Below are 22161 nucleotides of genomic sequence, written 5' to 3'. Positions count from 1 at the left end.
GCTTAGGTAAACGGCACAGTTCGCCCGCTCCGGAGCTTTTCCCAAACACAGCGGCCCGCGGATCGTGAATTCTCCAGGAAAGCTGCCGACCAGCAGCTGTCGACCGCGCGCGAGGCCGAGTATGGGCCGATGACCGAGGTGAACACGTGGACGCTGGCCGACCAGCGGTGCCGGGCGACGGCGCCCTATCTGGTCGATGCCGCCCGGATTCGCGAATTCGCCAGGGCCGTCCAGGATTTCCATCCGGCGCACTGGAGTGCCGATGCCGCCGCCGAGCTCGGATTCACCGGCCTGGTCGCCCCTGCGACATTTGCCTGCGCAATTCTCGGTGATGTCCAGAGCGAATTATTGGATGCGGTGCTCGCCGACTATCGGCCGACCCGAATTCTGCACGCGGATCAGGTGTTCGACGCCATGCGGCCACTGGTCGCGGGCGATCGGCTGACCGGCGATCTCGCGGTCGAATCATTTCGCCAGTTCGCCGATTACGACGTCTTGACGATCAAGAGTGTGCTCACCGACCAGCACGGCGCGCCGGTGCAGACCGGCTCCACCTCGCTGCTCGCACATACCGGGTCGAGCGGCCCGCGCCTGGCCGAGACGGTCCGCGCCATCGGGACGCGTGGGCAGTCCGCGCCTCGTCCGCGGCGCACCGAGCATCGGGCGCCCGCGCGGCGTCGGGCCAAGCGATTTCCACTGCGCCACAATGCCTTCCATACCATGACCGTCGGCACCATGCTGCCCGCGCAGACGGTCCGGCTCTCCCGCGACGACATCCTGGACTTCGCCGCGATAGTCGGCGACCGCGCCCCCGACACCGCCGGCACAGCTTCGGCCGCGGAGTACACGCTGCCCGCGACCACCGCACCGAGCATGCTGAAACTCGGCTTGGCCGCGGCCTTCGTCAGTTCGCGCCTCGGCGACCCGGCCGCGATCACCCGGCTGCGCGCCCAGTTCGCGCACTACACGCACTATCTGCGGATCGGGCCCGCGGCGACCTGCGAGATCGAATTCACCGGCCGGGTCACCGCGGTGGACGCACGGCGGCGCCGTGCCACCATCGCCATCGACGCCCGGTCCCGCGGCCGCACGGTTTTCGGCTATGCGGCCGCCGAAGTCGCCTTGCCCCCACCGGATTGAGCTTTCATGCGGGCGATTCCGTTCGCGCGGTGGACAATCCGGCCACCCGGGCCAGTCGCCGATGCGATTCCAGGCGCGCCGCGCGGTCGAAGGTGCTGGTGTGTACCAGGATCTCGTCGGCACCGGTGGCGCTCACCCATTGCTCGAGTTGCTCGGCGACCTCGTCTTCGGTGCCGTGCACGTGCCCGGCCAACGACTCCTGGAAGATCCGGCGTTCCCGCTCGGTCATGCTCATCGCCTCGATCTCCGCGGGCGGGATCAGGGCCGGGAACTCGCCGCGCGTGCGCGAGTACGCGGCCGACCACGCCTCCGGCAGCAGCAGCCGCCGCGCCTGCTCGGTGGTATCGGCGATCACGACCGAGCCCGAGACCATGACATATGGCTCGGCACCCCAGGCGGTGGCCTGGAATCCGTCGCGGTACCGGGCGATCGCCTCGATCATCCGATCCGGGCCGCCGACCGCCGCGATCACCAGCGGCAACCCGAAGCGGGCTGCCCGCTCCGCGCCCGACCCGGTGGCCAGCAGGAACGCCGGGATCCGCAGCCCTTCGGCCGGCCAGCCGTGCACGCCGTGCCGGCCGTGGGTGAAGTAGTCCAGCAATTCGGTCAGCTGCGCGTCGAAGTCCTCGGCGTCGCGTTTGTCGTGTCCGAGCGCGCGCCGGACCCCGTCGGTGAAGCCGACCGAGCGGCCCAGACCCATATCGATCCGGCCCGGATACAGCGATTCCAGCACACCGAACTGTTCGGCGACGATCAACGGCTGATGATTGGGCAGCATGACCCCGCCGGTGCCGATCCGGATGTGCGCGGTCGCCGCCGCGGCGGCCGCGGCCAGCACCGTCGGCGCCGACCCGGCGACGCCGGGCACGCCGTGGTGCTCCGACACCCAGAATCGGTGATAACCCCATTCCTCCGCGAGCCGCGCGAACTCGATCGTGTCGCGCAACGCCGCGGGATGGCTCTGCCCGCGCCGGACGCGGGAGCGGTCCAGGATGGAGAACCGGACGGAGGGAAGTGCCGAGGTCATACCTGTCTCAACGCGCGCGCCGAGCGGTGATTCCCCGTCACTTCGGCGACGGCAGCGCCAACGCCTCGGCCAATACCCGCCAGGCCCGCGGCAGCTGGGCTTCGAAATCAGGCCAGGTGTGCATGCCCTCGGGCGCGTACTCGACGACGGCGGGGATCTTCAGCTCGTGCAGCCGCCCCGCGAAGCGTTCGGTGCAGGTGCGCGCCCCCGCTTCCAGCGCGGCGCCGCCGCCGGCCAGCCGCAGCGCGTCGACGATCGACGGGGACTGCGCGATCGACACCAGATCGGCGCCGGTCGGCGTGCCGGTGGCGGCCGACAGATAGATCGCGGTGCCGCGCAGCGCCGGTGCGCCGAGCAGGCTGTCGTGCGCCGCCCATTCCGGGGAAGTCGGTGGCCCCCAGAGGTTTTCGACATTACCGCCGCGCGAGGCCACGGTGATCGTGGTGACCGCGTGGCCGAGCGGGTCGGCGGTGGAATAGCAGCCGCTCATGCCCGCGACGGCGCGGTAGCGGCCCGGATGGCGCTGCGCCAGCATCATCGCCGCCTGCGCGCCCATGGACACGCCCGCGATGGCCCGGCGTCCGTCGGCCTTCAGCAGCGATTCCACGATCGGCGGCAGTTCCTCGGTCAGGAAGGTCTCCCACCGATTGAGTCCGAGCGCGGTGTCGTGGCGGACCCAGTCGCTGTACATGCTGCCGGTACCGCCGCTGGTCAGCACCACGTCCACCGGCTTGTCCGCGAAGAACTCCGCCGCGCCGCCCTTGCTGAGCCAGCCCGAGGTGGTCTCGCCGTCGACGCCGTCGAGCAGATACAGCGTCGGGCGCGGTGCCGCGCCGGTGCCGCGCAACACGTCCACCTCGATCACCCGGCGCATGGCCGCGGACGCGATCTTCAGGTGGTCCCGCTGCGGTCCGATGCTCTCGATGGACAGCAGTCCGGTCCGGGTCATCGCGGGATCGATCGCGGGCGGCGGCGCGCTCGGCACGCCGGGCACGTCGTCCGCCTGCGCGGGCACACCGGCCAGCACGGCGATGGCTACCATCGCCGCCGCGGTGATCGGCCCTCGGGTACTCATTGCGCCGCGGCGGCTCGTTCTGCCTGTCTGGCCGCTACTCGATCGCGTTGCTCCTCGAATCGCGTTGCCTGCTGCGCTAATTCGTCGAGGTAGGCCGCCAGCTCGTCGCGGGCCCGTGCGCCGTCGCCGGACAGATCGGTGCGCTCGAACACGCGCCATGCCCGTAAAACGGGCTGCACCACTGTGTCCAGGTGTTGCCGGAGGTCGTAGATGCCGTGTTTCGCCAGCACGACGGCGTTGCGGCGGAAGTTCGGCTGGGTCAGGCCCGGCATCTGGAAGCGCGTGACGATATCCGTGACGGCACGCAGCATCTCGTTCGGCAGCAGGTCGAGTGCCGCGGCGCTGATGTTGCGATAAAAGATCATGTGCAGGTTTTCATCGGCGGCAATACGTTGCAGCATACGCTCGGCGACAGGCTCGTTGCACGCGATACCGGTGTTCCGATGACTGATTCTCGTGGCCAATTCCTGGAGTGTCACATAAGCGACAGACCGCAGAAACTGCGGTCCTTTCACGGGTTTCGCGACACCCGTCGTCATATGCGCCATCCTGGCCTGCTCCAACGCCACCGGGTCGACCGCGCGGGTGACCACCAAATAGTCGCGCATGACAATCGCGTGCCGGTTCTCCTCGGCGGTCCAGCGCCCCACCCAGGTGCCCCAAACACCGTCGAGGGAGAACGATTCCGAGATCTCCCGGTGATAGGAGGGCAGATTGTCCTCGGTGAGCAGGTTGGTCACCATCGCGACCCGAGCCACTTCGGTGAGCTTCGATTGCTCGGGCGCCCAATCGATTCCGCCGAGGGCGGCGAAATTCCGCCCATCATCCCAGGGCACATAGTCGTGCGGGTGCCACGCCTTGGTCTTGCGCAGATGATCATTCAGCAGGCGCTCGGCGACGGGTTCCAGTTCGCGGAGAATATCCGTATCGGTCAACGCGGTGGTCACTCGCACTCCTCTGCTCGGCGCGGCGCGCACGCCGATTTCGACGATAACGCGGAAATATCAGGCGGAACGGCCTATTTCGTGATCATTGGTGGAGGTGACGACCGGCACCCGGACCGGCTGTTCGCCGTCACAATCCGGTGCGGCCACCGGCTCACAGATCCGATAGAGACCGGGCGGCCGGCCCGCCGTCCGCATCCGGTCCAGCAGATCGTGGGTGTGCGCGGCCAATTCGGGTATGCACGCGGTCTCGCCGGTGGCCACCACCGCGGTCAGCGACACCTCGGCGGCCTCGCTCAGCAGAGTGAGCACGTCGGCCGTCATCGCGGGCGCACCGACCCGAGCGTGCGGGGCGTCGACCGGTACCAGGATCGTGCCACCCGCCGCCGAGAGCAGCGGCAAGGCCCGGGAGCCGAGCGGATCGGCCAGCGCCGCCTGCAACCTGCGCAGTTTGCGCCGCGCGGCCACGGTTCCGGCACCCGGTCTTCGCTCGTCCGGGTGTGCCGGGATGTGCAGCGCCACCACCTGATACCGCGCGGCGATCGCGATCCCGGTCTGCGCCGCCAGCTCTCCCAGCGCGTGCCCGCCGAGCAGCGCGGCGACCAAAGTCTGTGCGGCAGTCTGGTGTTCGCGGGCGACCAGCCGATGCTCGTCCACGTAGGCGGTCGAGGCGGTGAGCGTGACCATTTCCAGTACCTGCAAGATCAATTGCGCGCCCGCGACCAGCTCGTCGTTCTCGGTGTCCGCCGCGACGAATTCGAGGCCGGAACGGATTTCGTCATGGTAGGCGCCGAGCACCGTTTCCAGTGCGACTCCCTCACGCGCCGATCGTGTTGCGATACCCGCGATTTCGGGTGGTTCGCCCAGCGCCGCCTGCCACCGTGGCGTCCGGCGCTCCACCGCCGCCACCACACAGTTGCGCGTGGTCCGCGCGACGTCGCCGTGCAGACCACCACCGGTGTGTTGCGCCAAGTAGTCCAGCAGTTTCGACGCGAGACCCTCGGTGCCCGAACTCATCCGCATAGCCGTCATGACTGACAAAGGCTAGCGGCGAATCGTGATCGAATCGGGATACGCCGGTGGAATCAGGTAAGTCATCAGCCTGCACAGCTCTCATTGGGCGAAATCACAAGCCTGCGAGTTATTTTCGGCATACCGGTCGCTTCGGCGCATATTTCTTCTGTTGACCGGCAACATAATACGTGCGCCGCGGCATCCGGCCGCCGCCCGATCCCTCTCGGCAGCAAAGTATGACGCAGCGCCGACCGCGCATTCCGGCGCTGCGTCGAGCCCACCCTAGAACCCGCCGCTCGCCCTTCAAAAGGTGTAGCCACGGCTGTCATGAACACTCATCGCAACCCGCGGCGGCGACTGGTAGTTCGCACAGTTCGCGCCCGAGTGCGCAGGTCGCACCGAGGCCGGCCCGACCGGAGCGGAAGCCGGGTAAACCTGTGAACTGTCCCATCGGTAACGACCGGCAGGTGTGCAGCGACACGGTCCACGGATACCATCGAGCGCTGCGCCCCCGTCCGGCGACGCGGCAAAGTTTTCGAAGGGCTACACCACATATGAGCGGTACGCGAGACAAGCTGGAAGAGCTGCGGGGGATCCTGGAGCTGGCCGAGGAACCCGCGGGCGAGACCGGCATCGCGAAACGCAAGGCGAAAGGCATACCCAGCGCCCGCGAGCGGGTGCGCGCGCTGCTCGACAAGGGCAGTTTCGTGGAGATGGGCAAGCTGGTCCGGCAGCCGGGCGCGAACAACGCGATGTACGGCGACGGCGTGGTCACCGGCCGCGGCACCATCGACGGACGACCCGTCGTGGTGATCGCGCACGACCAGACCGTGCACGGCGGCTCGGTCGGTGAGATGTTCGGCCGCAAGGTCGCGGCCGCGATGGAGTTCGCCTACGAGAAGGCCTGCCCCGTGGTCGCGATCAACGACTCCGGCGGCGCCCGCATTCAGGACGCCGTGACCTCGCTGGCCTGGTACGCGCTGATGTGCCGGCGCCAGGAGGAGCTGTCCGGGTACGTGCCGATGGTGGCGATCATGCTCGGCAAGTGCGCGGCGGGTTCGGTGTACGGCCCGGTCAACATGGACGTGCTGGTGGCGACCGAGAAGTCGTACATGTTCGTCACCGGGCCCGAGGTGATCAAGGCGGTCACCGGCGAGGTGGTCAGCGCCGAGGAACTCGGCGGCGCCGCCGTCCAGGCCGTGAACGGCACGCTGCATCACGTCGCACCCGATGAGCAGGCCGCGTTCGACTGGGTGCGCAACTACCTGAGCTATCTGCCCACCAGCTGCCTGGAACAGCCGCCGCTGGTGAACCCGGGCCTGGAGCCGGAACTCACCGCGCACGACCTGGAGCTGAACTCGATCATTCCGGACTCGGACAAGGTCGGCTACGACATGCACGAGGTCCTGCTGCGGATGTTCGACGACGGCGAGTTCCACGAGATGGCCGCGGGCACCGCGCAGAACCTGATCACCGGCTTCGCCAGGGTCGACGGCCGCAGCGTCGGCGTGATCGCCAACCAGCCGCAGGTGCTCGGCGGCGCGCTGGACGCGCAGTGCTCGGACAAGGCCACCCATTTCATCCGGCTGTGCGACGCCTTCGGGCTGCCGCTGGTGTTCGTCGTCGACACCCCGGGCGTGCTGCCCGGTGTCGAGGAGGAACGCAACGGTGTGATCAAGCGCGGCGGACGGTTCTTCCGCGCGGTGATCGAGGCGACCGTGCCGATCGTGACGGTGGTGACCCGCAAGGCCTACGGCGGCGGCTACGCCGTGATGGGCTGCAAGCAACTCGGCGCCGATATCAGCCTCGCCTGGCCGACGGCGCGGATCGCGGTGATGGGCGCGGAGAGCATGGTCGGCATCATCGGCCGCAAGCAGCTCGAGGCGACCCCCGTCGCGCAGCGCGCCGCCGCGCGCGAGCAGATGATCGACTTCTACAACGCGACCATCGCGACGCCCTGGATCGCCGCCGAGCGCGGGTACGTGGACGCGGTCATCGAACCGGCGCAGACGCGCCTGGAGATTCGCAAGGCGCTGCGGTTGCTGCGGGAGAAGGACACGGCGAAGCCGAATCCGCGCAAGCACAGCCTGATGCCGGTGTGAACTTCAGCTGTGGCTACCCCAGCGCAGATCGGCTGTGGCCCATTCCATTTCCCACATCCGCAGCCGCTTGCGGTCGAGCCGGTGGCGCAGCCCGAAGTAGCAACCCGCGAGGACCGTCACCGCTCCGAAGAGGGCGCCGCCGGTGAGCAGCACCGCTTTGCTGAGGGCCTGGGTTTCCGACGGCGGCTCGACGATGCGTCCGGCGCCGTTGAGCCAAATGGTCACGCTCTGACCAGGTTCCACGACCGTGGTGGACTGATAGTCCTCGGTGTGCGCGATGCCGTCGGCATCGGTCCAGGCCACCTTCGCGGGCATGATCGGGGCGTACAGCGGGGCCTTGCCGGTCGCGGTCACCACCGCCTCGACCCGGTGCAGTTCGGCGATTTCCGCTTGCACCGCAGCGGTTTCGGCGCGGTAGACAGTGGCACCCACGGTCAGCACCAGCAGCGGCACGAGCACCACGAACAACAGCAGCAATCCGGCGGCGACCAAGGTTTGCACGCGATCTTCTCTGCGGCGCATCGGGTTTCGATCCAGCCCGACGCGGCGGCAGGTCCTGCGGTACATATTCACCGACCCTGTGGTCATGACGGTGACTCCTCGTTCCGGAATTCGGTGGTGAGTGCGACCAGGGTGTCGAAGTACCCGTCGATCAGGTCGGGCAAACGATCCGGATCGTCGCCGGCGGCCCAGGTCTGCAATGCCGCCATCAACAAGCCCGCGCCCGCGGCGACCGCGGCGGCCGGACGCAGGTCGAGCACCGGGTCGACACCGAGTCGTCCGGCGATGATCCGCACCGATTCTCGCTGACCCTCGACCCGGATTCGCTGATATCCGGCAAACAATTCGGGCTCGTCTTCGAATCGCTGGAATAACGTCCACCGCCTGGCCAGCCGCGCCGACCGCGCGCCGCCGTATTCGGCGTCGAACCAGTCGTGCACGGCGTTGCGATAGGCCGCCAACGGCGACTCGCCGAGCGGCCGACGGCAGAGCGCCTCGTTGAACATGTGCACGTCTTGATCGACCTCGCCCAGCACCGCCTCGGTGATGGAGGCGAAATGCCGGCTGAAGGTGCGCCGGGTGACTCCCGCCCGTACCGCGATGTCCTCGACGGCCACCGCGTCCAGCCCCCGCTCGTTCAGCAGGTCGAACGCGGCGCGCGACAGCGCCTCCCGGCTGCGCCGGGTACGCAGCCTACGGCCATCGAGATCGACACCGGTGTCGCTCATACCCGCAGCTTACCACCTTATTGTCCCGCCGAGACAATACTTCGCGGTCGGTTGCGGATCAGGCCGGACCGGCGGGCTGATCGAGAATCCGCGGCTGCCGCCTGCGCAGCGCCTCCAGCAGTCCGACGGTGTACTCCGGCGGCGCGGCATGCACCGAAAGTTGGTTCGCCACAGCGCGATACGCGTCCAGGTCGACCTGCTTCTCCAGATAGAGCGCGCTGGTGAGCTGCTGCAGATAGACGATGTCGGGCAGATCCGATTCGGCGAAGCGCAGCATGGTGAACGCGCCCTCGGCGAGCGCCGGGCCGCCGACATGGTCGGCCAGCACCTGCAAGGTGACGTTCGGCCGGGTCACCGCGCGCAGCAGATGCTCGATCTGCGCGTTCCACACCGCGGAACCGCCGATCGGGCGGCGCAGCGCGGCCTCCTCCACGACCACCCACAGCTGCGGCGGATGCTTGCGGTCCAGGATCTCCTGGCGGCCCATGCGCAGCGCGACCCGTCGTTCGATGGCGGCTTGCGGCTCCCCCGAATGCGCCAGCGAGAGCAGCGCCCGCGCGTATTCCGGTGTCTGCAGCAGTTCCGGCACCGCCCGCGGTTCGTACGAGCGGACCAGTGTCGCAGCCTGTTCCAAACCCAGGTAGGTGTCGTACCACTTGGGCAGCCAGTCACTGTCGCGATGCCACCAGCCCGACGCGTTCGCCTGCCGCGCGAGCTCCAGGTATTCATCGATTTCCGTCGGATCGGTGACCTGGTAGAGATTCAGCAGATCGATCAGGTCCCGCTCACGGAAGCCGGTGCGGCCGAGTTCGAGCCTGCTGATCTTCGAATGCGAACCGCGGATCGCCTCGCCCGCGTCCTCCCGGCTGATGCCGGCCGTCTCGCGGAGTTTGCGCAGCCGACCGCCGAGCACCATGCGCAAAACGGTGGGTCCGCCCGCCGGCGTCGCGCCGGCGCGCGACGTATCGGTCGACTGTCGTACTTCCGCAGCACGCATTCACCGAGTCTGCCATGTGAAGCTTGTCAGTTTCTACTGACCGAAGACCCTGGCGCTACTACGGCGAGTCGTGCTCGATCTGCGACGGATCCGGCTATCCCCGATCCGTCCGCGCCCCGCTCAGCGCAGTGCGACGTCGGCCGTCGCACGACCGAACAGCTTGCGGCCGTCACACGTGGCGGTGAGCGCGACGGTCGCCGTGCGCCGTGCGGCGTCGAGATCTTTGATCTTGCCGCGGAATTCGAGCACGCTCGCCTTGGTCGCCGCGACGGGCGCGAACCCCGCGAACCGCACGCCGTAGCCGGTGACGGCGGCCGGGTCGCCCAGCCACGAGGTGAGGTACCCGGCGCCGAGTCCCATCGTCAGCAAGCCGTGCGCCACCACGTCGGGCAGCCCCGCGCTGCGCGCGACCTCGTCGCTGAAGTGGATCGGATTCGAATCACCGGACACGCCCGCGTAATTCACCAGATCGCCGCGCGACAGCAGCACCGCGCGCGGCGGCAGTTCCAGGCCCACCGCGAGGTCCTCGAAGCGGGGCACGGTGTGCGGGGTCCGGGCGCGATCGCGCGGATCGGCCACGGGCGGTTCGTCGAAACACTCGACGATCCCGGATTCCTCGCCCAGGCTCGCCCGCCGCGCGGCCGCGTCCAGTCGGTCGGCCCCGGACTGGCCGGTCATGATGACGCCCTCGACGGCGGAGCGCAGCTCGGTGGCGATCGCCACGCCGGTCTGCGCCACGGCGGTCGAGGTCGCGGTCTGCAGCAGTTCCTTGTGCTGGTTGGTGAGCACGTTCTTGGTCACCATGAAGTCTTTGTCGCCAAACTGCCGGAACGACTCGATGTACGACACGCACTCGAGCCGATCGCCCGCCAGCACCGGCCGATGCACCTGGATCGCCTGCTCGGTCTGCAGCACCTGGCCGATGTCATAGGCGGTCAGGACGGACTCGAACATCTTGCGCTGCATCAACATCAGCATGATCGAGGTGAAGGTCATCGGCGCGAGCAGGCCGTCGTAGCCGAGTTCGGCCGCGGCTTCCTCGTGCCAGTGCGCCGGATGCTGTTCCTGGACCGCCCGCGCGAACTCGCGGATCTTCTCGCGCCCCACCTCGTAGTGCTCGGTCATCCGGTAGTGCCGGCCCACCAGGGCCTGTGCCTGTTCCGACGCGGTGATCGTGATGTCGTTCATGTGCCTCTTTCGCGAATCCGAAGCGTCTAGCTCGCCCGGACCGGCCAACACTACCGAAACCGCGGCCGAGTCGCACAGCGCGGGCGGTGGGTCCGGACGCCGCCCGATCGCCCGCGTGGGTTGTGCATCGTCCGTCATACATCGCGGCGGCGGCCGTGATCCGTAACAAAACCGTTCAGGGGCCTGGACAGCCCACCACTACCGTGGCAAACGCTCAGCACTCGTCCGGGGCGTCGACACCTTGGAGCCGTTGATCCAGCCAATGCATCGCCTCCGGGTAGCCGAGCCCGGCCGCGATGATGTGCTCGCCCGGCACGCTCCGATACACCGCGGGGACGCCGAGCGCGCACTGCTCGCGGTAGAGATTGCGCGCCCCCTCGGCGGGGATCCAGAACTCTTGTTCCCCGTTGTAGATGTAGAGCGGTGTCGCCGAACGCATCCCAGGCATCCTCGTCACCTTGTAGATCTCGGTCGCGAGCGCCGAATGCAACGGATCGGGGATGTTCGCGGCGATGTCGATCGGCAGCATCAGCACACCGATCGCCCCGTACGTGCTGCCGCAGGCGTTCTTCAGCGGCGAGGTCGCCACCCATTGCGCCAGGTTGTTCATCCTGGTCAGGATTTCCGGTCGTTCCCGGCCGATCCCGAACACCGCGGCCATGAACACTGCCGAGGCGAGATTGCCGTTCATACTGCGCGCGAGGATCTCATAGTCGGCGGGCACCCCGCCGAGCGCCGCGCCGACGATGCGGTCGGTCAGCTCCGGGGCGTACCCCGCGATCAGCTTCACCGCGCCGTGCGTCGCGATGGCGCCGCCCGAATAGCCGGTGAGGCCGAACCGGCTGGCGCCGAACTCGTCGGGCAGCAGCGCACGCACCGCGCGGATCGCGTCCAGCACGGCGTGACCGGCGGTGACCGGCTCGGCGTAGGCCATCCACGGACCCTCGTGATCCGGGATGAGCACCGCGTAGCCGCGCAGCGCCGCGACGTGGGTGGTGGGCGGAATGAAGTCGGTGACGCTGGTTTCCGAGTTCAAGCCATGGGCCAGTGTGTATCCGGGCGTGCAGACCCGGCCCAACGCATCGATCGGCAGGTTGTTCACCACCACGGGCCGCGGGCCCGGACCGAGCCACGCCGCCGCGGGCACCACGAGGGTCGCGGTCGCGAAGGAGGGATTGCCGTTGGCGTCGGTGGTCCGGTACTTCAGCAGCTGCGCGCGCTGGATCGGCAGCACCAGCAGGGGTGCGGTGGTCGCGGTGACGTCCCTGGCCTCGATGACCTCGCCGAGCGCGAGGTCCGCCAGGTTCGCCGGCCATGCGTCGAAGATGGGGTCGCCCACGTTCTCCGGCCGCACCGCCGCCCGCAACGCGAGCACCGGCGCCGGCGCGCCGGTCGCCTCCCACACCGGCGACGGTTCGACCGGCGCGGCCGCGATCGGCGGCGGCGGAATCACCTGATCGATCAATTCGTGCAGGGGCGCATGCGCGTTCGGCGGTGGCACGTCCGGCAGTGGCACGTCCAGAAGCTGCGGGAAGAGCTCGGGCAGGGACGGCAACTGCGGCAACGCGGGCAGACCGGGTGGAGCAGTCGGCGGCTCGGCGCCCGCCTGCCCCGTCATGGCCGGATACATCAGCAGCAGTGCCACGACAATGGCAGAAAAGCATCTCATGGCACACGCCTTTGGGTGCGAACATCGGGTTACCCTGGCGCCCGGAGATGCGACCTTCGGCCCTCGGAAAGTCCCCTTTGCTACCGAGGCCAGATGGTCAGGCTAACCCGCCCGGTCGGCGCGATTCCCGCAAAGCGGCCGAGTCGTAGGAGACACGTGGCCGAACCGCAACAACCGAGCCGAAGACCCCCGTTTCGTTCAGCAGTTGCTCGGGGCCCGCTCGCCACGGAAGCGCGCGTCCAGCCAGCCCAGTGCCGCCGGGATGCCGAGCACCGCGGCGGTCAGGTGATCGGGCACCGGAATCTGCTCGGACTGCACGGTGGCACCCGCTGCACACCAGCGTCGGTCGGTGTTCACCACCGCGTCCACCGGGATCAGTCCGTCGATCGGCGAATGCCATTCGAACACCGGCGTTTTCGGCACGCCGTCGTAGAGTTCCAGGCTGTTCTCCTCGACCACGCCGCGCGCGGTGCTGTCGTTGATCATCGAGGTGGTCTTCGCGAAATCGAGCGCGCCGCGACCGGCACCCGCTGCCAAGATGTCGTTGGTGCAACTATTCGCGATCTGCGCGCGGGCCGCGAGGCCCCGCTCGTTCAGCTGGTCACTGAGCGGAAAGCGGTCAGGGTATTCGCGTTCCAACCCCAGACCGGCCGCCAGTGCCAGGCCGAACACCGGATGCGAACTGAGCCCGAGCGCTTCCAGCATCTTGACCAGGTTCATCGGCACGCCGCCCATCGCGGCGCCGGCCAGTTCCAGCTCCGGCGCGTACTTCGGCGCCAGCGCGGCCGCCCACGCGGTGGCCATACCACCACCGGAATAACCGACCATCGCGGTCTTGCTGTGCCGCACACCGAGTTCGGCGACCTGTTTGACCGCCCGGATGCCGTCCAGAGTGATCTGCCCGCCGAGTTTCGCGGCGCCGTAGGCGAAGTTCGGGCCGAGATGGTCCGGCAGCGTAACCGTCCAGCCGCGCTGCAGCAGCACATTCCAGCCCGGCGCCTCCCGCACGACCAGGTTCGGGTCGCCGGTGTAGAGGACCTTGGACACCGAGCACTCGGCGCCGAGCCCGTTGATGATGTGCTGGAACGACAGCAACGGCCCGTCCGGCACGTGCGCACGCGGCGTGAGCACGGTGGTGGTCGCGGCGATGGGCCTGCCCTCGGAACTGGTGGAACGGAACCGCACCAGGGTCACCGTGGTGTCGGGGAAGATCGGCAGCGGCGGCATCGGCTTGGTGGCGAGCACCTCGCCCGGCTGCCGGTCCGCGATATCCGCCGGTGTCGCGTAGAAGGGATCGGGGTCGGGGGCCGGATAGAGCGGTGCGCTGTGGCCCGCCCCCGCCATGGTCGCCACCAACATCACCCCGGCCGCCATGGCGCCGAATGCGCGTCCGAGTCGGATGCGGGACGCTCCCCCCGCCGAACGTGGGGCCTGGCTCATCGATCGGTACCTCTCGAATGGTCCAACGTTGTGATCATCCTCGACAATTTCTCCGTCGAGCGGCACCGGCTGCGGAGATCGTGTTGAGAATTCACAAGTTTGGAGCGACCGGTCTGTGACGTGGCGGCGCATTCGCTCGTGACGGAGCCCCACCGACCCTCAGCGTCCCTGTGACATGTCCAGCCAATAGGACGGAACATGTTCTAAGCCATGGTGTCCCCCTTACCTTCACACTTACCGGAGCGGTTACCGGCCGGCGGAAAAGGAGACGGTGGCATGGACGGCACTGCACACAGACTCGCTTACGACACACACGTCGAGGAGGCGCCGACTCGGCGGGTCACCGTCTATTTCGACGGACCGACACCCGACGACGCGCTGATTCTCGAATATGCCGCGAGCAACACCGAAGCCTGGGAGTTCACCTCCGCCGCCCTGCATGCCGGACTCACCGTCACCGTGGACGGCAAGGTACGTCCCGGATTACGCCGGCTCCCCTGCCGATCCCTGTGGCACTGAATATCTTCCGCCCCGAAACGGCCGGAAATTCGCCATTCTCACCATATTCTGCGCATCAGCACGGTGTGCATCCGTGCATCGCGCGCACTTATTCCTCATTTTTCCGTGAATTCCGAACATCGAAACACGCAACGACCGCGCTCGAGCGCGGTCGTTGCACCCGATGCGGGAACGTCAGGCCGGATCGAGGACGCGATGCAGGAACGCCAGCGAGTCGGGCAGCGAGGTCCGGGCCGCACCGAGATGGTCGCCGGGATAGACATGGGTCTCCAGGTCGGTGCCGGACAGCGACAGCTCGGCGATCAGCTTTGCGGTCAGCGGCGCAGGCACTTCCATATCGGTCAGCCCCTGACCGATGAAGAGCGGGACGGTGTAGCCCGAGGTCGGAATCTGCAACATGGCCCGGGCCGCGGACCACAGCGCCGGATCGTCGAGCGGCTTGGCCAGCATCGCCCCGATCGATACCTCGGCCAGCCGTGCGTTGGCGTCGGTGATGCATTCGGTCTCCACCACCCGCAAAGCCGCCAGACCGGTCGGTGTCAGATAGCTGTCGACGTCGAGTTCCGGTGCGCTGGCCCGCAATCCGGCCAGCAGCATCGCCACATAGGCGGGCGTCTTCTCCAACGGCAGGCGCGGAATCCACGGGCCCGCGATCGCGATCGCCAGCTCGAGATTCGACGGCGGCCCGGTGGCCGCGGCCCCGCGCAACTGCAGTTCCGGCGCGTCGTCCGGCGCGAGCGCGGCGGTGAACAGCGCCGCCTGCGCACCCTGCGATTGGCCGAGCGTCGCCCATTTGGCGCCGAGCTCCGGCCGGATCGTTTTCGCCGCGCGGACCGCATCGATCACGCTGCGCGCCTGCGACGGTCCGTCCAAGTAGGGATGCGTGCCGGGCGTACCGAGCCCGACGTAGTCCGTGATCACCACCGCGTAGCCGGCGCGCAGCAGCTCGGGGTACAGCGTATCGAGATAGTAGGGGCGGGGTTCGAGGGTGAACGCGCACTGGTCGGCGATACCCGTGGTGCCGTGCGCGTAGGCGACGATCGGCCAACCGCCCGGCGGCGTCGGTCCCGGTGGCAGGTAGACCACGCCGGTGCTCTGCATCGGTCCGCGCGGCCCGCGCGACCAATAGGTCAGCCGTTGCGCGGTCGCCGCGCCGTCCACTCGAAATCGCCCGGTGAGTTCCGCCAGCTGCGTCACCGTTCCCGGTGCCTCGCCTGCCCCCGCCGTCGCCGGGGTTGCCAGCGCGACCGCCACCGAGACCACGACTCCAACCGCCCCAGCCATGATCCGTGTACACATCATCGACCGACTATCCCCACCCGGCCGAGCGACGGCAAGCCACCACAATCAGTGGCCTGAGCGGGGCCTCGAGCTCGGCGACTGTCGAAGGTACCGGGTGGTCGCTAGGCTCAGGTGGTCAGGTCCACGGACGTGACGGCGCCCGGCGCCGCTGCGGAAGGAGCTCGAATGGAGTGCCCGGACCGGTCGGTTCGCGTCCACCGGCACAGCGACCCGGCACGTCGGGCCCGCGCCCTCGCGCTCGTCTGCGGCGCGCTGCTGCCGATGCTCGCAGGCTGCGGCTCCGACGGCCCGGCCGCGATATCACCTACCGCCACAACGACTCCCCCGGCCGGCCCGCCGAGCCCGCCCCGCACGGCCGCCGCTACGCCGACCGTCGATCCCTATGCCGGGCTGCCGCTGATCGACCGCGTCACGTGGACCGACACCATCGATGGCCACCGGCTGCTCGTCTTCCCCACCGACGCCGGACGCAAGACCACCGCCACCGACGCCGAGGCCCGGGCCTGGCAGGAGGTGCTTGCCCGCTCGCCCGAAGCGGGTACTCCCGGAATGGACGACCAGTTCCGCTGCCATTGGATCTGGGCCCGCTTGATCCAGCCGGACAAGCCCAGCTGGAATTTGGAACCGTGGCGCCCGGCGGTCGGTTACCAGGCCACCGTCGACGCCCAGTGCAACCCGGGCGGCCCCGAACGCTGAGGCGGACCGCTCGCTACCGAAAGGACGCAGCCATGCGCGTTGTCATCGCAGGGGGACACGGCAAGATCGCCCTGTTGCTCGCCCAGCTGCTCACCAGCCGAGGCGACCAGGTCGCGGCCCTGATCCGCAAACCGGACCAGGCCGACGACATCATCGCGACCGGCGCCGAACCCGTCCTGCTCGACCTGGAGCAAGCCGCGCCGGACGACCTGCTGGCCGTCGTGAACGGTTCGGACGCAGCGGTTTTCGCCGCGGGCGCCGGGCCGGGCAGCAGCGCGGCCCGCAAGTACTCGGTGGACCGGGACGGCTCGGTCCGGCTCGCCGAGACCGCCGAACGCGCCGGCACCCAGCGCTTCGTGCAGATCTCCAGCATGGGCGCCGGCCAACCGCCCGCGGCCGGCACCGACGACGTCTGGGCGGCCTATATCGACGCGAAAACACAGGCCGAGGAGGACCTGCGCGGGCGCGAATTGGAGTGGACCATCCTGCGTCCGGGCCGCCTCGTCGACACCGCCGGTAACGGATTGGTCACGCTGGCCGGACCGCCGGTCCCCCGGGCCGATATCCCCAGAGCTGACGTCGCGCAGGTCATCGCCGCGTTACTGCCCGCGAGCCACACCGCGGGCGCGACGCTCGAGCTCGTCGCGGGCAACACGCCAGTTGACCGCGCGGTGGCCGCGCTCGCCGGCGGCGCGAACGGTGGTGCCGCCCTTACCGATTGACGTTGCAGTCGACGTTCTCGATAGGAGAGGAACTGTGTTCAGCCGCATCGTGTCCATGAAGATCCGGGAGGGCGCCCGCGCCGACTTCCTCGACGCCATCTCGCGCAGTGCCGTGTCGTCGGTCCGCGACGAGCCCGGCTGCCTGCGCTTCGACGTCTGCGCCGACCGCCTCGACCCGCACCGCTTCTTCCTCTATCAGCTCTACACCGACGACGAAGCCGCCGAGGCGCACCGTTTCACCGAGCATTTCCTGGCCATGCGCGCCGCGGCCGATCGTTTCGTCGAGCCCGGCACGCAGATCGACTACAGCACCGATGTCGTTTTCGGCGCGAGCTGATCAATTCCGCGTAACCGCCGCTTCAGCAAACTTTCAGACGCTAATCCTGCACGTGCGCTTGCAAATCGATCGTGCAGATGTACTTGCATATGAAAGGTACAGCGACCTAAACTCAGTCCCGCAACGCTTTACAGGGGACAACCAGGGGAGGCCGCATGGGCGAGCCGAAGGCCGAAGTCGCCGTGGGTCCGCTGCCGCCAAACGTCAGGGGCGTTCGAATGAACCAACCACTTTCCGGCGTCCGGTTCGGCATAGCCGATGTCGCACTGGTCGACCAGCCAGCGAACGGTACAGAAATGATGAGCACACCGTCGGCCCGGAGCGGCCACAGGAACAGCGCATACTCCCGGGAGACCGCCGTCGCGTTCGTCATCGACGCCGTCGAGTCCACCGGCGCGGCCACCCGGCACGATTTCGATATCGACCGGATCGTCACCACCGCGCACGATGTCGTCGACGACTGGGATTTCCACACCATGCAGCCCGCGACGTTCTGGCGGATCGCGTCCAGCTTCATCCGGCAGTAGCTCCACAGGGCGGCTCGGCGCGCCACCCATGCCGAAATGCCTTGTCCCGCAAGCCCTGAGCCATCTTGCTCCACTGGCGATGATTCACCCTCAGGCACAGGGCTTGCGGCGCAAGGCCTTACGGCAGATAGTTCCGCCGAGCCGACCGACTCAGTTCGGATCGAGTATCCCCTCGCTCGGGCCGAACCACGTACCGGCGCTCGCACCGACACCCTCGGTGCGGGCGCTGCGTCGTTCGGCGCGCGCGCCGAAACTTGCCGCACCCGAGCCGAACAGCCGGGTCCGACTGTGATCGCAGAGGTCGGCCATGGATCGTCACGTGACAACACTCGCGCCGTGCTCGACACCCGTCCGGTACCGCGACGAAGGGCCCGAAAACCGGAAAACCACGCCCGTCCTCGTGGCGGTGCGTGGCGTTCTGGAAACCCCGTCGCGGGGTGGCTCATAGTTCTGCGGCGTAACCGGCGAGGATCTCCATCGACTTCTCCGGCCGCTCGGCCTGCACGCTCAGCCGGTCCATCACCGACAGGTACAGCGCCAGATCCTGCCTGCGGTCCAGGTACAGCGCGCTGGTCAGGTGCTCCAGGTACACGATGTCCGGCAGTTCGGCCTCGGCGAAGCGCAGAATGCTGAACGAGCTACCCGCGGCGGCGTGTTCGCCTGCCGAATAGGGCAGCACCTGGACGGTGACATTGGGCAGCTGGGCCAGTTCGATCAAGTGCTCGAGCTGTTCGCGTTGCACGCGCGGCCCACCGACGGGCCGATGCAGCGCCGCCTCATCGATCACCGCCCACACGACCGGCGGATCGGTCCGGTGCAGGATTTCCTGCCTGCGTTGCCGAACCTGAACCCGCCGATCGGTGTCGGCGTCCTCATACCCGAGCGCCACCACTGCCCTGGCGTATTCGGGTGTTTGCAGGAGTCCCGGAACAAGATGCGCTTCGTACGTGCGGATCTTGCTCGCGGCTTGTTCGAGGCCCAGGTAAGTGCCGAACCACTGGGGCAGCAGGTCGCTGTAGCGATGCCACCAACCGGGCTCGTTCGCCTGCCTGGCCAACTCGAGGAACCGCTGGCGCTCCTCGGCGTCGGTGACGCCGTAGAGGGTCAGCAGATCCCGGATATCGCGTTCCTTGAAACCGGTGCGGCCCAACTCGAGACGGCTGATCTTCGCGTGCGAGCCACGGATCGCATCGCCGGCGGCCTCGCGGGTGATGTTCTTGCTCTCCCGGAGCTTGCGCAGCTGGCCACCCAACGCGATGCGTAGCACCGTCGGGCCTCGTTCTGCGACAACGGCATCGACCTGACCATCGTCATTGGGTTCAGCGATCATTGAGTTCGTCTCCGATACTCGAGGTTGCCCACAGTGTGTCACAACCACCTGTCGCGAAACACACCGCACCGATCGCTAATGCTACCGCTCAGCTCGTCAAATAGTCGAACTCCCCCGCCTTCGCGCCGCGTACGAACGCGTCGATCTCCGGACGGGTGTAGAAGAGCGTACCGCTCTCCGGATCACGCGAGTTACGCACTGCGACCTGGCCGTTGGTCGCCTCGGCGACCTCGACGCAGTTACCGCTGGGGTTGCTGAACGAGCTCTTACGCCAGGTTCCGATGACCTTGTTCATGGCTGTATCCGACATGTTCCCCACTCCTCAGTATCGCCAGTTGTTGCAAATCGGTTCGTGCATCTGCACTCTCAAACGTTCTTGCATTTGCACCAACAGTTTGGACGATAGCACGATGTTCGCCGCCGCGCCTCTACTAATTCGGACCACTCGGTCCGAGATCTGAGGCAAGCCTGTTTCGACCCGGTGGTACGGACCGCGCGGCCCGGCGCACACCCGTTTGACCTGCACGAATCCCTTACAGTTGCAACGCGGATGGGTCCGGTGGGACATGCACGCCAGGGGCGCGAATGGACCATTCCGGGGTGCCGCCAGGCGCGTGCCAGGGCACCGCCCCCGCCCGGGAGAGCCGTCATCGGCCCACCACCCGCACTTCGGCCACCTCCGGTCCGAGGCACATCCGGAGCTACCGAACGCGCGGCGAAGACCGTTCCGTGATCAACCGAGTCACGGTGCGGCGAGGACCGGTTCGAGGCGCTGCCCTATATAGAGGACGACCCGATCGAGCGATCCCGTCTCCGCAAAGCCCCGCGTCAAGTCCACCATCGACCCGCCGCGCCGGGTCGGCGGCACCCAGCCGTCCGGAACAGCCGACGACAACTCGGTTCCCCGCGCGTCCGCGCGCCGGTGCCATCGAGCAGCTACCGCCACGGCCAATTCGCCCGATATGCCCCCGAGGTTCGCGACAGCTCGTCGCGAAGGCGTTTTCCGTCCCGTTCCCCCATGTTCATCGGCGGCGTCCGTGCAGATGTACTTGCATCTGTAAGCGACAGCGGCCTAGACTCGGTGCCATATCGGGGAGGTACGCAGGGAGTTCGAGCCGGCGGCGCCTACACAGCAACCTCCCCACACGCCACACGCGAGGGGCGGTCGAATGAGCCAGCCATTCCGGACTCCCCGCCGGGTCGCCGTCATCGGCGGCACCGGCGTCGAGCTGCCGCGGCAATGTCCTGCACCGGAGTTCCCGGTGTCCGACTGCGGTGTCGAACCGCCGGGCCTCACCTATCGACTGGCGCGTGACATATTGTCGGCCCACGAAGTCCACGGCCCGCAATGCCGGCAGTGGCTCGCTGCCGCCGCGTACCTTTCCGCCGGCCTGGACGACGAGTAGCAGCCGTTCAATTTCCGCCAGAGTAGCGTCGTGACTGCCAAATGTCTTGTGCACTGTGCCAGGTCATGACCAGACGACTCGATAATGTCGTAGGCTCCCAATAGATCTCATCGATAAGCCACCACGCGCAGCACCCTTTCGTATAGTGAGCCGAACGATTCGGGCACCGTTCTTTTCCGCCCGACGTGGCAATGGAGCGACCCGAATGACCTTCTCCGCGCTGGATCTTTCCGCTGATTCGTCCGACACAGCGCTCGAAATCGGCGGCCGGCCGGCCTCGATGCCGCTACAAAATACCGACCGGGTTGCTTCGCGAATGGTGGGATATTTCGCCACCTGCATGGCCCCCTGTCGCACCCTGCCCGGCGAGCAATTACGCGGGGACGTCACGAAACTCACCCGCAGCTGCCTGGGTCTGGTCGCGGAAATGTTCGATCGCCGGGCCGTACCCGGCGACGAACGACTCGGCGAGGTCCGCGAAGCGGCCACCCAGTGGGCCCGGGAAGGCGTGCCGCTCAGCACCATTCTGCGCGGCTATCACGAGGGCGTGCGCATCGCGTTCGGTCTGGTCACCGCGCCCGCGAAGGCCGACGACGTGCGCGAACTGCTCGTCGCCAGCGATCTCATGCTGGAACTGCTCGAGGCCGTTACCGCCGCGGTGGCCGACGCCTACGTCGAGGAGCAGCATCTCGTCGCCAAGGAGCACCAGACCGCCACGCAGACGCTGGCCTCCGCGCTGCTCAGCGGGCGCGGCAGCTCCGCCCTGGCCCGGCAGGCCGGCATCCCGATCGCCGACGCGTATCAGGTTGTCGCGCTGTCGCTTTCGGAACACGCCGACGAGCGCGACCCGCGGGTCGACGCGCATGTCGCGGCCCGACGCAAGCTCCGCAGGCTGCAATCCGCGCTCGCAACCGTGTTCGCTTCGCGCGCACTGGCGCTGCTCAGCACCAAGGGCGGCACCATGCTGGTCCCGATCGGCGAGGACGGCGAAACCACCATGACCGCAGAGACATTGGCGCGGCTGGCCGAGGCGGCCGAGGTGCCGCTCACCGCGACCGTCGTCGCCAGCGACACCGACGAGGTGCCCGAATCCGCCGACCAGGCCCACGAATTGCTCAATCTGGTGCGGGTCGGTGGCAAGCCCCCTGGCCTTTATCAGATGGCCGACCTCGCGGTGGAGTATCAGCTCACCCGCGGCGGTCCGGCCACCCGGCGCATCGCCACCGTGCTCGCCCCGCTCGACGCCCACCCCGAGCTGTTCGAGACCATGCGCGCCTACCTCGGCAACGACATGAACCGGCAGCTCACCGCACGTCAGCTGTACGTGCACCCGAACACCGTCGACTACCGGCTGCGCCGGATCGCCCAGCTCACCTCGATCGATCTGGCCACCTCCGCGGGGATTTCGCAGGCCGCGATCGCCCTGCTCGCCCGCGATCTGGACCGCAGCGTCACCCGTCGCCTGTGACCCCGGCGTGCCCCGTAACGGATTCGTGC

Annotated in this window: 22 protein-coding genes; 9 read left to right on the top strand and 13 right to left on the bottom strand. The window is 68.0% G+C overall.

Translation table 11 applies throughout. The annotated features are described in order from the left end of the window. Positions 1–129 precede the first annotated feature (129 nt). The gene (locus TY25_RS10090; RefSeq protein ID WP_052382901.1) at positions 130–1140 is read left to right on the top strand and encodes an FAS1-like dehydratase domain-containing protein; all 1011 of its coding nucleotides are present in this window, start codon (positions 130–132) and stop codon (positions 1138–1140) included. 4 nt (positions 1141–1144) lie between these two features. On the opposite strand, the gene TY25_RS10085 is transcribed toward TY25_RS10090, so the two are convergent. The 4 genes from TY25_RS10085 to TY25_RS10070 are packed head-to-tail and all read right to left on the bottom strand — an operon-like array spanning position 1145 to position 5218. Beyond that, complete coding sequence (locus TY25_RS10085) at positions 1145–2167, bottom strand: LLM class flavin-dependent oxidoreductase (RefSeq protein WP_042255657.1); 1023 nt, start codon at positions 2165–2167, stop codon at positions 1145–1147. Between the two features lie 37 nt (positions 2168–2204). Continuing rightward, positions 2205–3242 carry an alpha/beta hydrolase gene (locus TY25_RS10080; RefSeq protein WP_042255656.1) on the bottom strand — a complete coding sequence of 346 codons (1038 nt, stop codon included), beginning with the start codon at positions 3240–3242 and terminating at the stop codon, positions 2205–2207. Next, a complete protein-coding gene (locus tag TY25_RS10075) occupies positions 3239–4189 on the bottom strand; it encodes an acyl-ACP desaturase (RefSeq protein WP_042255655.1) in 951 nt (316 codons plus the stop codon). The genes TY25_RS10080 and TY25_RS10075 overlap by 4 nt, the downstream gene beginning before the upstream one ends. 57 nt (positions 4190–4246) lie before the next feature. Continuing rightward, positions 4247–5218, bottom strand: a complete 972-nt coding sequence (locus tag TY25_RS10070) for an RsbRD N-terminal domain-containing protein (protein ID WP_226887354.1) — start codon at positions 5216–5218, stop codon at positions 4247–4249. A 536-nt stretch (positions 5219–5754) separates the two neighbouring features. On the opposite strand from TY25_RS10070, the gene TY25_RS10065 reads away from it, so the two are divergent. Then, positions 5755–7302 (top strand): acyl-CoA carboxylase subunit beta, encoded by a 1548-nt coding sequence (locus TY25_RS10065; protein ID WP_042255654.1) that lies wholly within the window; start codon positions 5755–5757, stop codon positions 7300–7302. A gap of 3 nt (positions 7303–7305) precedes the next feature. Here TY25_RS10065 and TY25_RS10060 read toward each other — a convergent pair whose 3' ends face one another. The 6 genes from TY25_RS10060 to TY25_RS10035 all read right to left on the bottom strand — a co-directional run bounded on the left by TY25_RS10060 (position 7306) and on the right by TY25_RS10035 (position 13759). Continuing rightward, positions 7306–7890 (bottom strand): Rv1733c family protein, encoded by a 585-nt coding sequence (locus TY25_RS10060; protein WP_146153980.1) that lies wholly within the window; start codon positions 7888–7890, stop codon positions 7306–7308. After that, the gene (locus tag TY25_RS10055; RefSeq protein ID WP_042255652.1) at positions 7887–8531 is read right to left on the bottom strand and encodes a TetR/AcrR family transcriptional regulator; all 645 of its coding nucleotides are present in this window, start codon (positions 8529–8531) and stop codon (positions 7887–7889) included. The genes TY25_RS10060 and TY25_RS10055 overlap by 4 nt, the downstream gene beginning before the upstream one ends. A gap of 58 nt (positions 8532–8589) precedes the next feature. Beyond that, the gene (locus TY25_RS10050; protein ID WP_081868789.1) at positions 8590–9528 is read right to left on the bottom strand and encodes a Sco1979 family transcriptional regulator; all 939 of its coding nucleotides are present in this window, start codon (positions 9526–9528) and stop codon (positions 8590–8592) included. 120 nt (positions 9529–9648) lie between these two features. Continuing rightward, positions 9649–10716, bottom strand: a complete 1068-nt coding sequence (locus TY25_RS10045) for a fused (3R)-hydroxyacyl-ACP dehydratase subunits HadA/HadB (protein WP_042255650.1) — start codon at positions 10714–10716, stop codon at positions 9649–9651. Positions 10717–10930: 214 nt separating this feature from the next. Then, positions 10931–12385, bottom strand: a complete 1455-nt coding sequence (locus TY25_RS10040) for a lipase family protein (RefSeq protein WP_042255649.1) — start codon at positions 12383–12385, stop codon at positions 10931–10933. A 198-nt stretch (positions 12386–12583) separates the two neighbouring features. Beyond that, the gene (locus TY25_RS10035; protein WP_042255648.1) at positions 12584–13759 is read right to left on the bottom strand and encodes a lipase family protein; all 1176 of its coding nucleotides are present in this window, start codon (positions 13757–13759) and stop codon (positions 12584–12586) included. Between the two features lie 342 nt (positions 13760–14101). On the opposite strand from TY25_RS10035, the gene TY25_RS10030 reads away from it, so the two are divergent. Continuing rightward, positions 14102–14344, top strand: a complete 243-nt coding sequence (locus tag TY25_RS10030) for a hypothetical protein (protein WP_042255647.1) — start codon at positions 14102–14104, stop codon at positions 14342–14344. 174 nt (positions 14345–14518) lie between these two features. On the opposite strand, the gene TY25_RS10025 is transcribed toward TY25_RS10030, so the two are convergent. Then, positions 14519–15628, bottom strand: coding sequence for a lipase family protein (locus tag TY25_RS10025; protein ID WP_172595839.1), 1110 nt, complete (start codon positions 15626–15628; stop codon positions 14519–14521). Positions 15629–15811: 183 nt separating this feature from the next. On the opposite strand from TY25_RS10025, the gene TY25_RS10020 reads away from it, so the two are divergent. The 4 genes from TY25_RS10020 (at position 15812) to TY25_RS40430 (ending at position 17928) form a co-directional block, all read left to right on the top strand. Further along, positions 15812–16342, top strand: a complete 531-nt coding sequence (locus TY25_RS10020; protein ID WP_042255645.1) for a DUF2599 domain-containing protein — start codon at positions 15812–15814, stop codon at positions 16340–16342. Positions 16343–16374: 32 nt separating this feature from the next. Then, positions 16375–17064 carry an SDR family oxidoreductase gene (locus tag TY25_RS10015; RefSeq protein WP_042255644.1) on the top strand — a complete coding sequence of 230 codons (690 nt, stop codon included), beginning with the start codon at positions 16375–16377 and terminating at the stop codon, positions 17062–17064. Positions 17065–17098: 34 nt separating this feature from the next. Next, positions 17099–17401 (top strand): putative quinol monooxygenase, encoded by a 303-nt coding sequence (locus tag TY25_RS10010; protein WP_029899627.1) that lies wholly within the window; start codon positions 17099–17101, stop codon positions 17399–17401. 296 nt (positions 17402–17697) lie between these two features. After that, positions 17698–17928 carry a hypothetical protein gene (locus TY25_RS40430; protein WP_226887355.1) on the top strand — a complete coding sequence of 77 codons (231 nt, stop codon included), beginning with the start codon at positions 17698–17700 and terminating at the stop codon, positions 17926–17928. 442 nt (positions 17929–18370) lie between these two features. On the opposite strand, the gene TY25_RS10000 is transcribed toward TY25_RS40430, so the two are convergent. Together TY25_RS10000 and TY25_RS09995 are read right to left on the bottom strand one after the other, a co-directional pair. Next, on the bottom strand, positions 18371–19258 hold the full coding sequence (locus TY25_RS10000; protein WP_014984802.1) for a Sco1979 family transcriptional regulator: 888 nt from the start codon (positions 19256–19258) through the stop codon (positions 18371–18373). Positions 19259–19346: 88 nt separating this feature from the next. Further along, on the bottom strand, positions 19347–19568 hold the full coding sequence (locus tag TY25_RS09995) for a DUF397 domain-containing protein (RefSeq protein ID WP_029899630.1): 222 nt from the start codon (positions 19566–19568) through the stop codon (positions 19347–19349). An 859-nt stretch (positions 19569–20427) separates the two neighbouring features. Between TY25_RS09995 and TY25_RS09990 the strand changes: the two genes are divergently transcribed. Both TY25_RS09990 and TY25_RS09985 read left to right on the top strand, forming a co-directional pair. Continuing rightward, complete coding sequence (locus TY25_RS09990) at positions 20428–20664, top strand: hypothetical protein (protein WP_014984799.1); 237 nt, start codon at positions 20428–20430, stop codon at positions 20662–20664. Between the two features lie 205 nt (positions 20665–20869). Next, a complete protein-coding gene (locus tag TY25_RS09985; RefSeq protein ID WP_029899631.1) occupies positions 20870–22132 on the top strand; it encodes a PucR family transcriptional regulator in 1263 nt (420 codons plus the stop codon). The last annotated feature ends 29 nt before the right edge of the window (positions 22133–22161 follow it).

This window comes from Nocardia brasiliensis NBRC 14402, assembly GCF_000308475.2.
GTDB lineage: Bacteria > Actinomycetota > Actinomycetes > Mycobacteriales > Mycobacteriaceae > Nocardia > Nocardia brasiliensis.
This window is presented reverse-complemented; position numbering and strand designations above follow the sequence as displayed.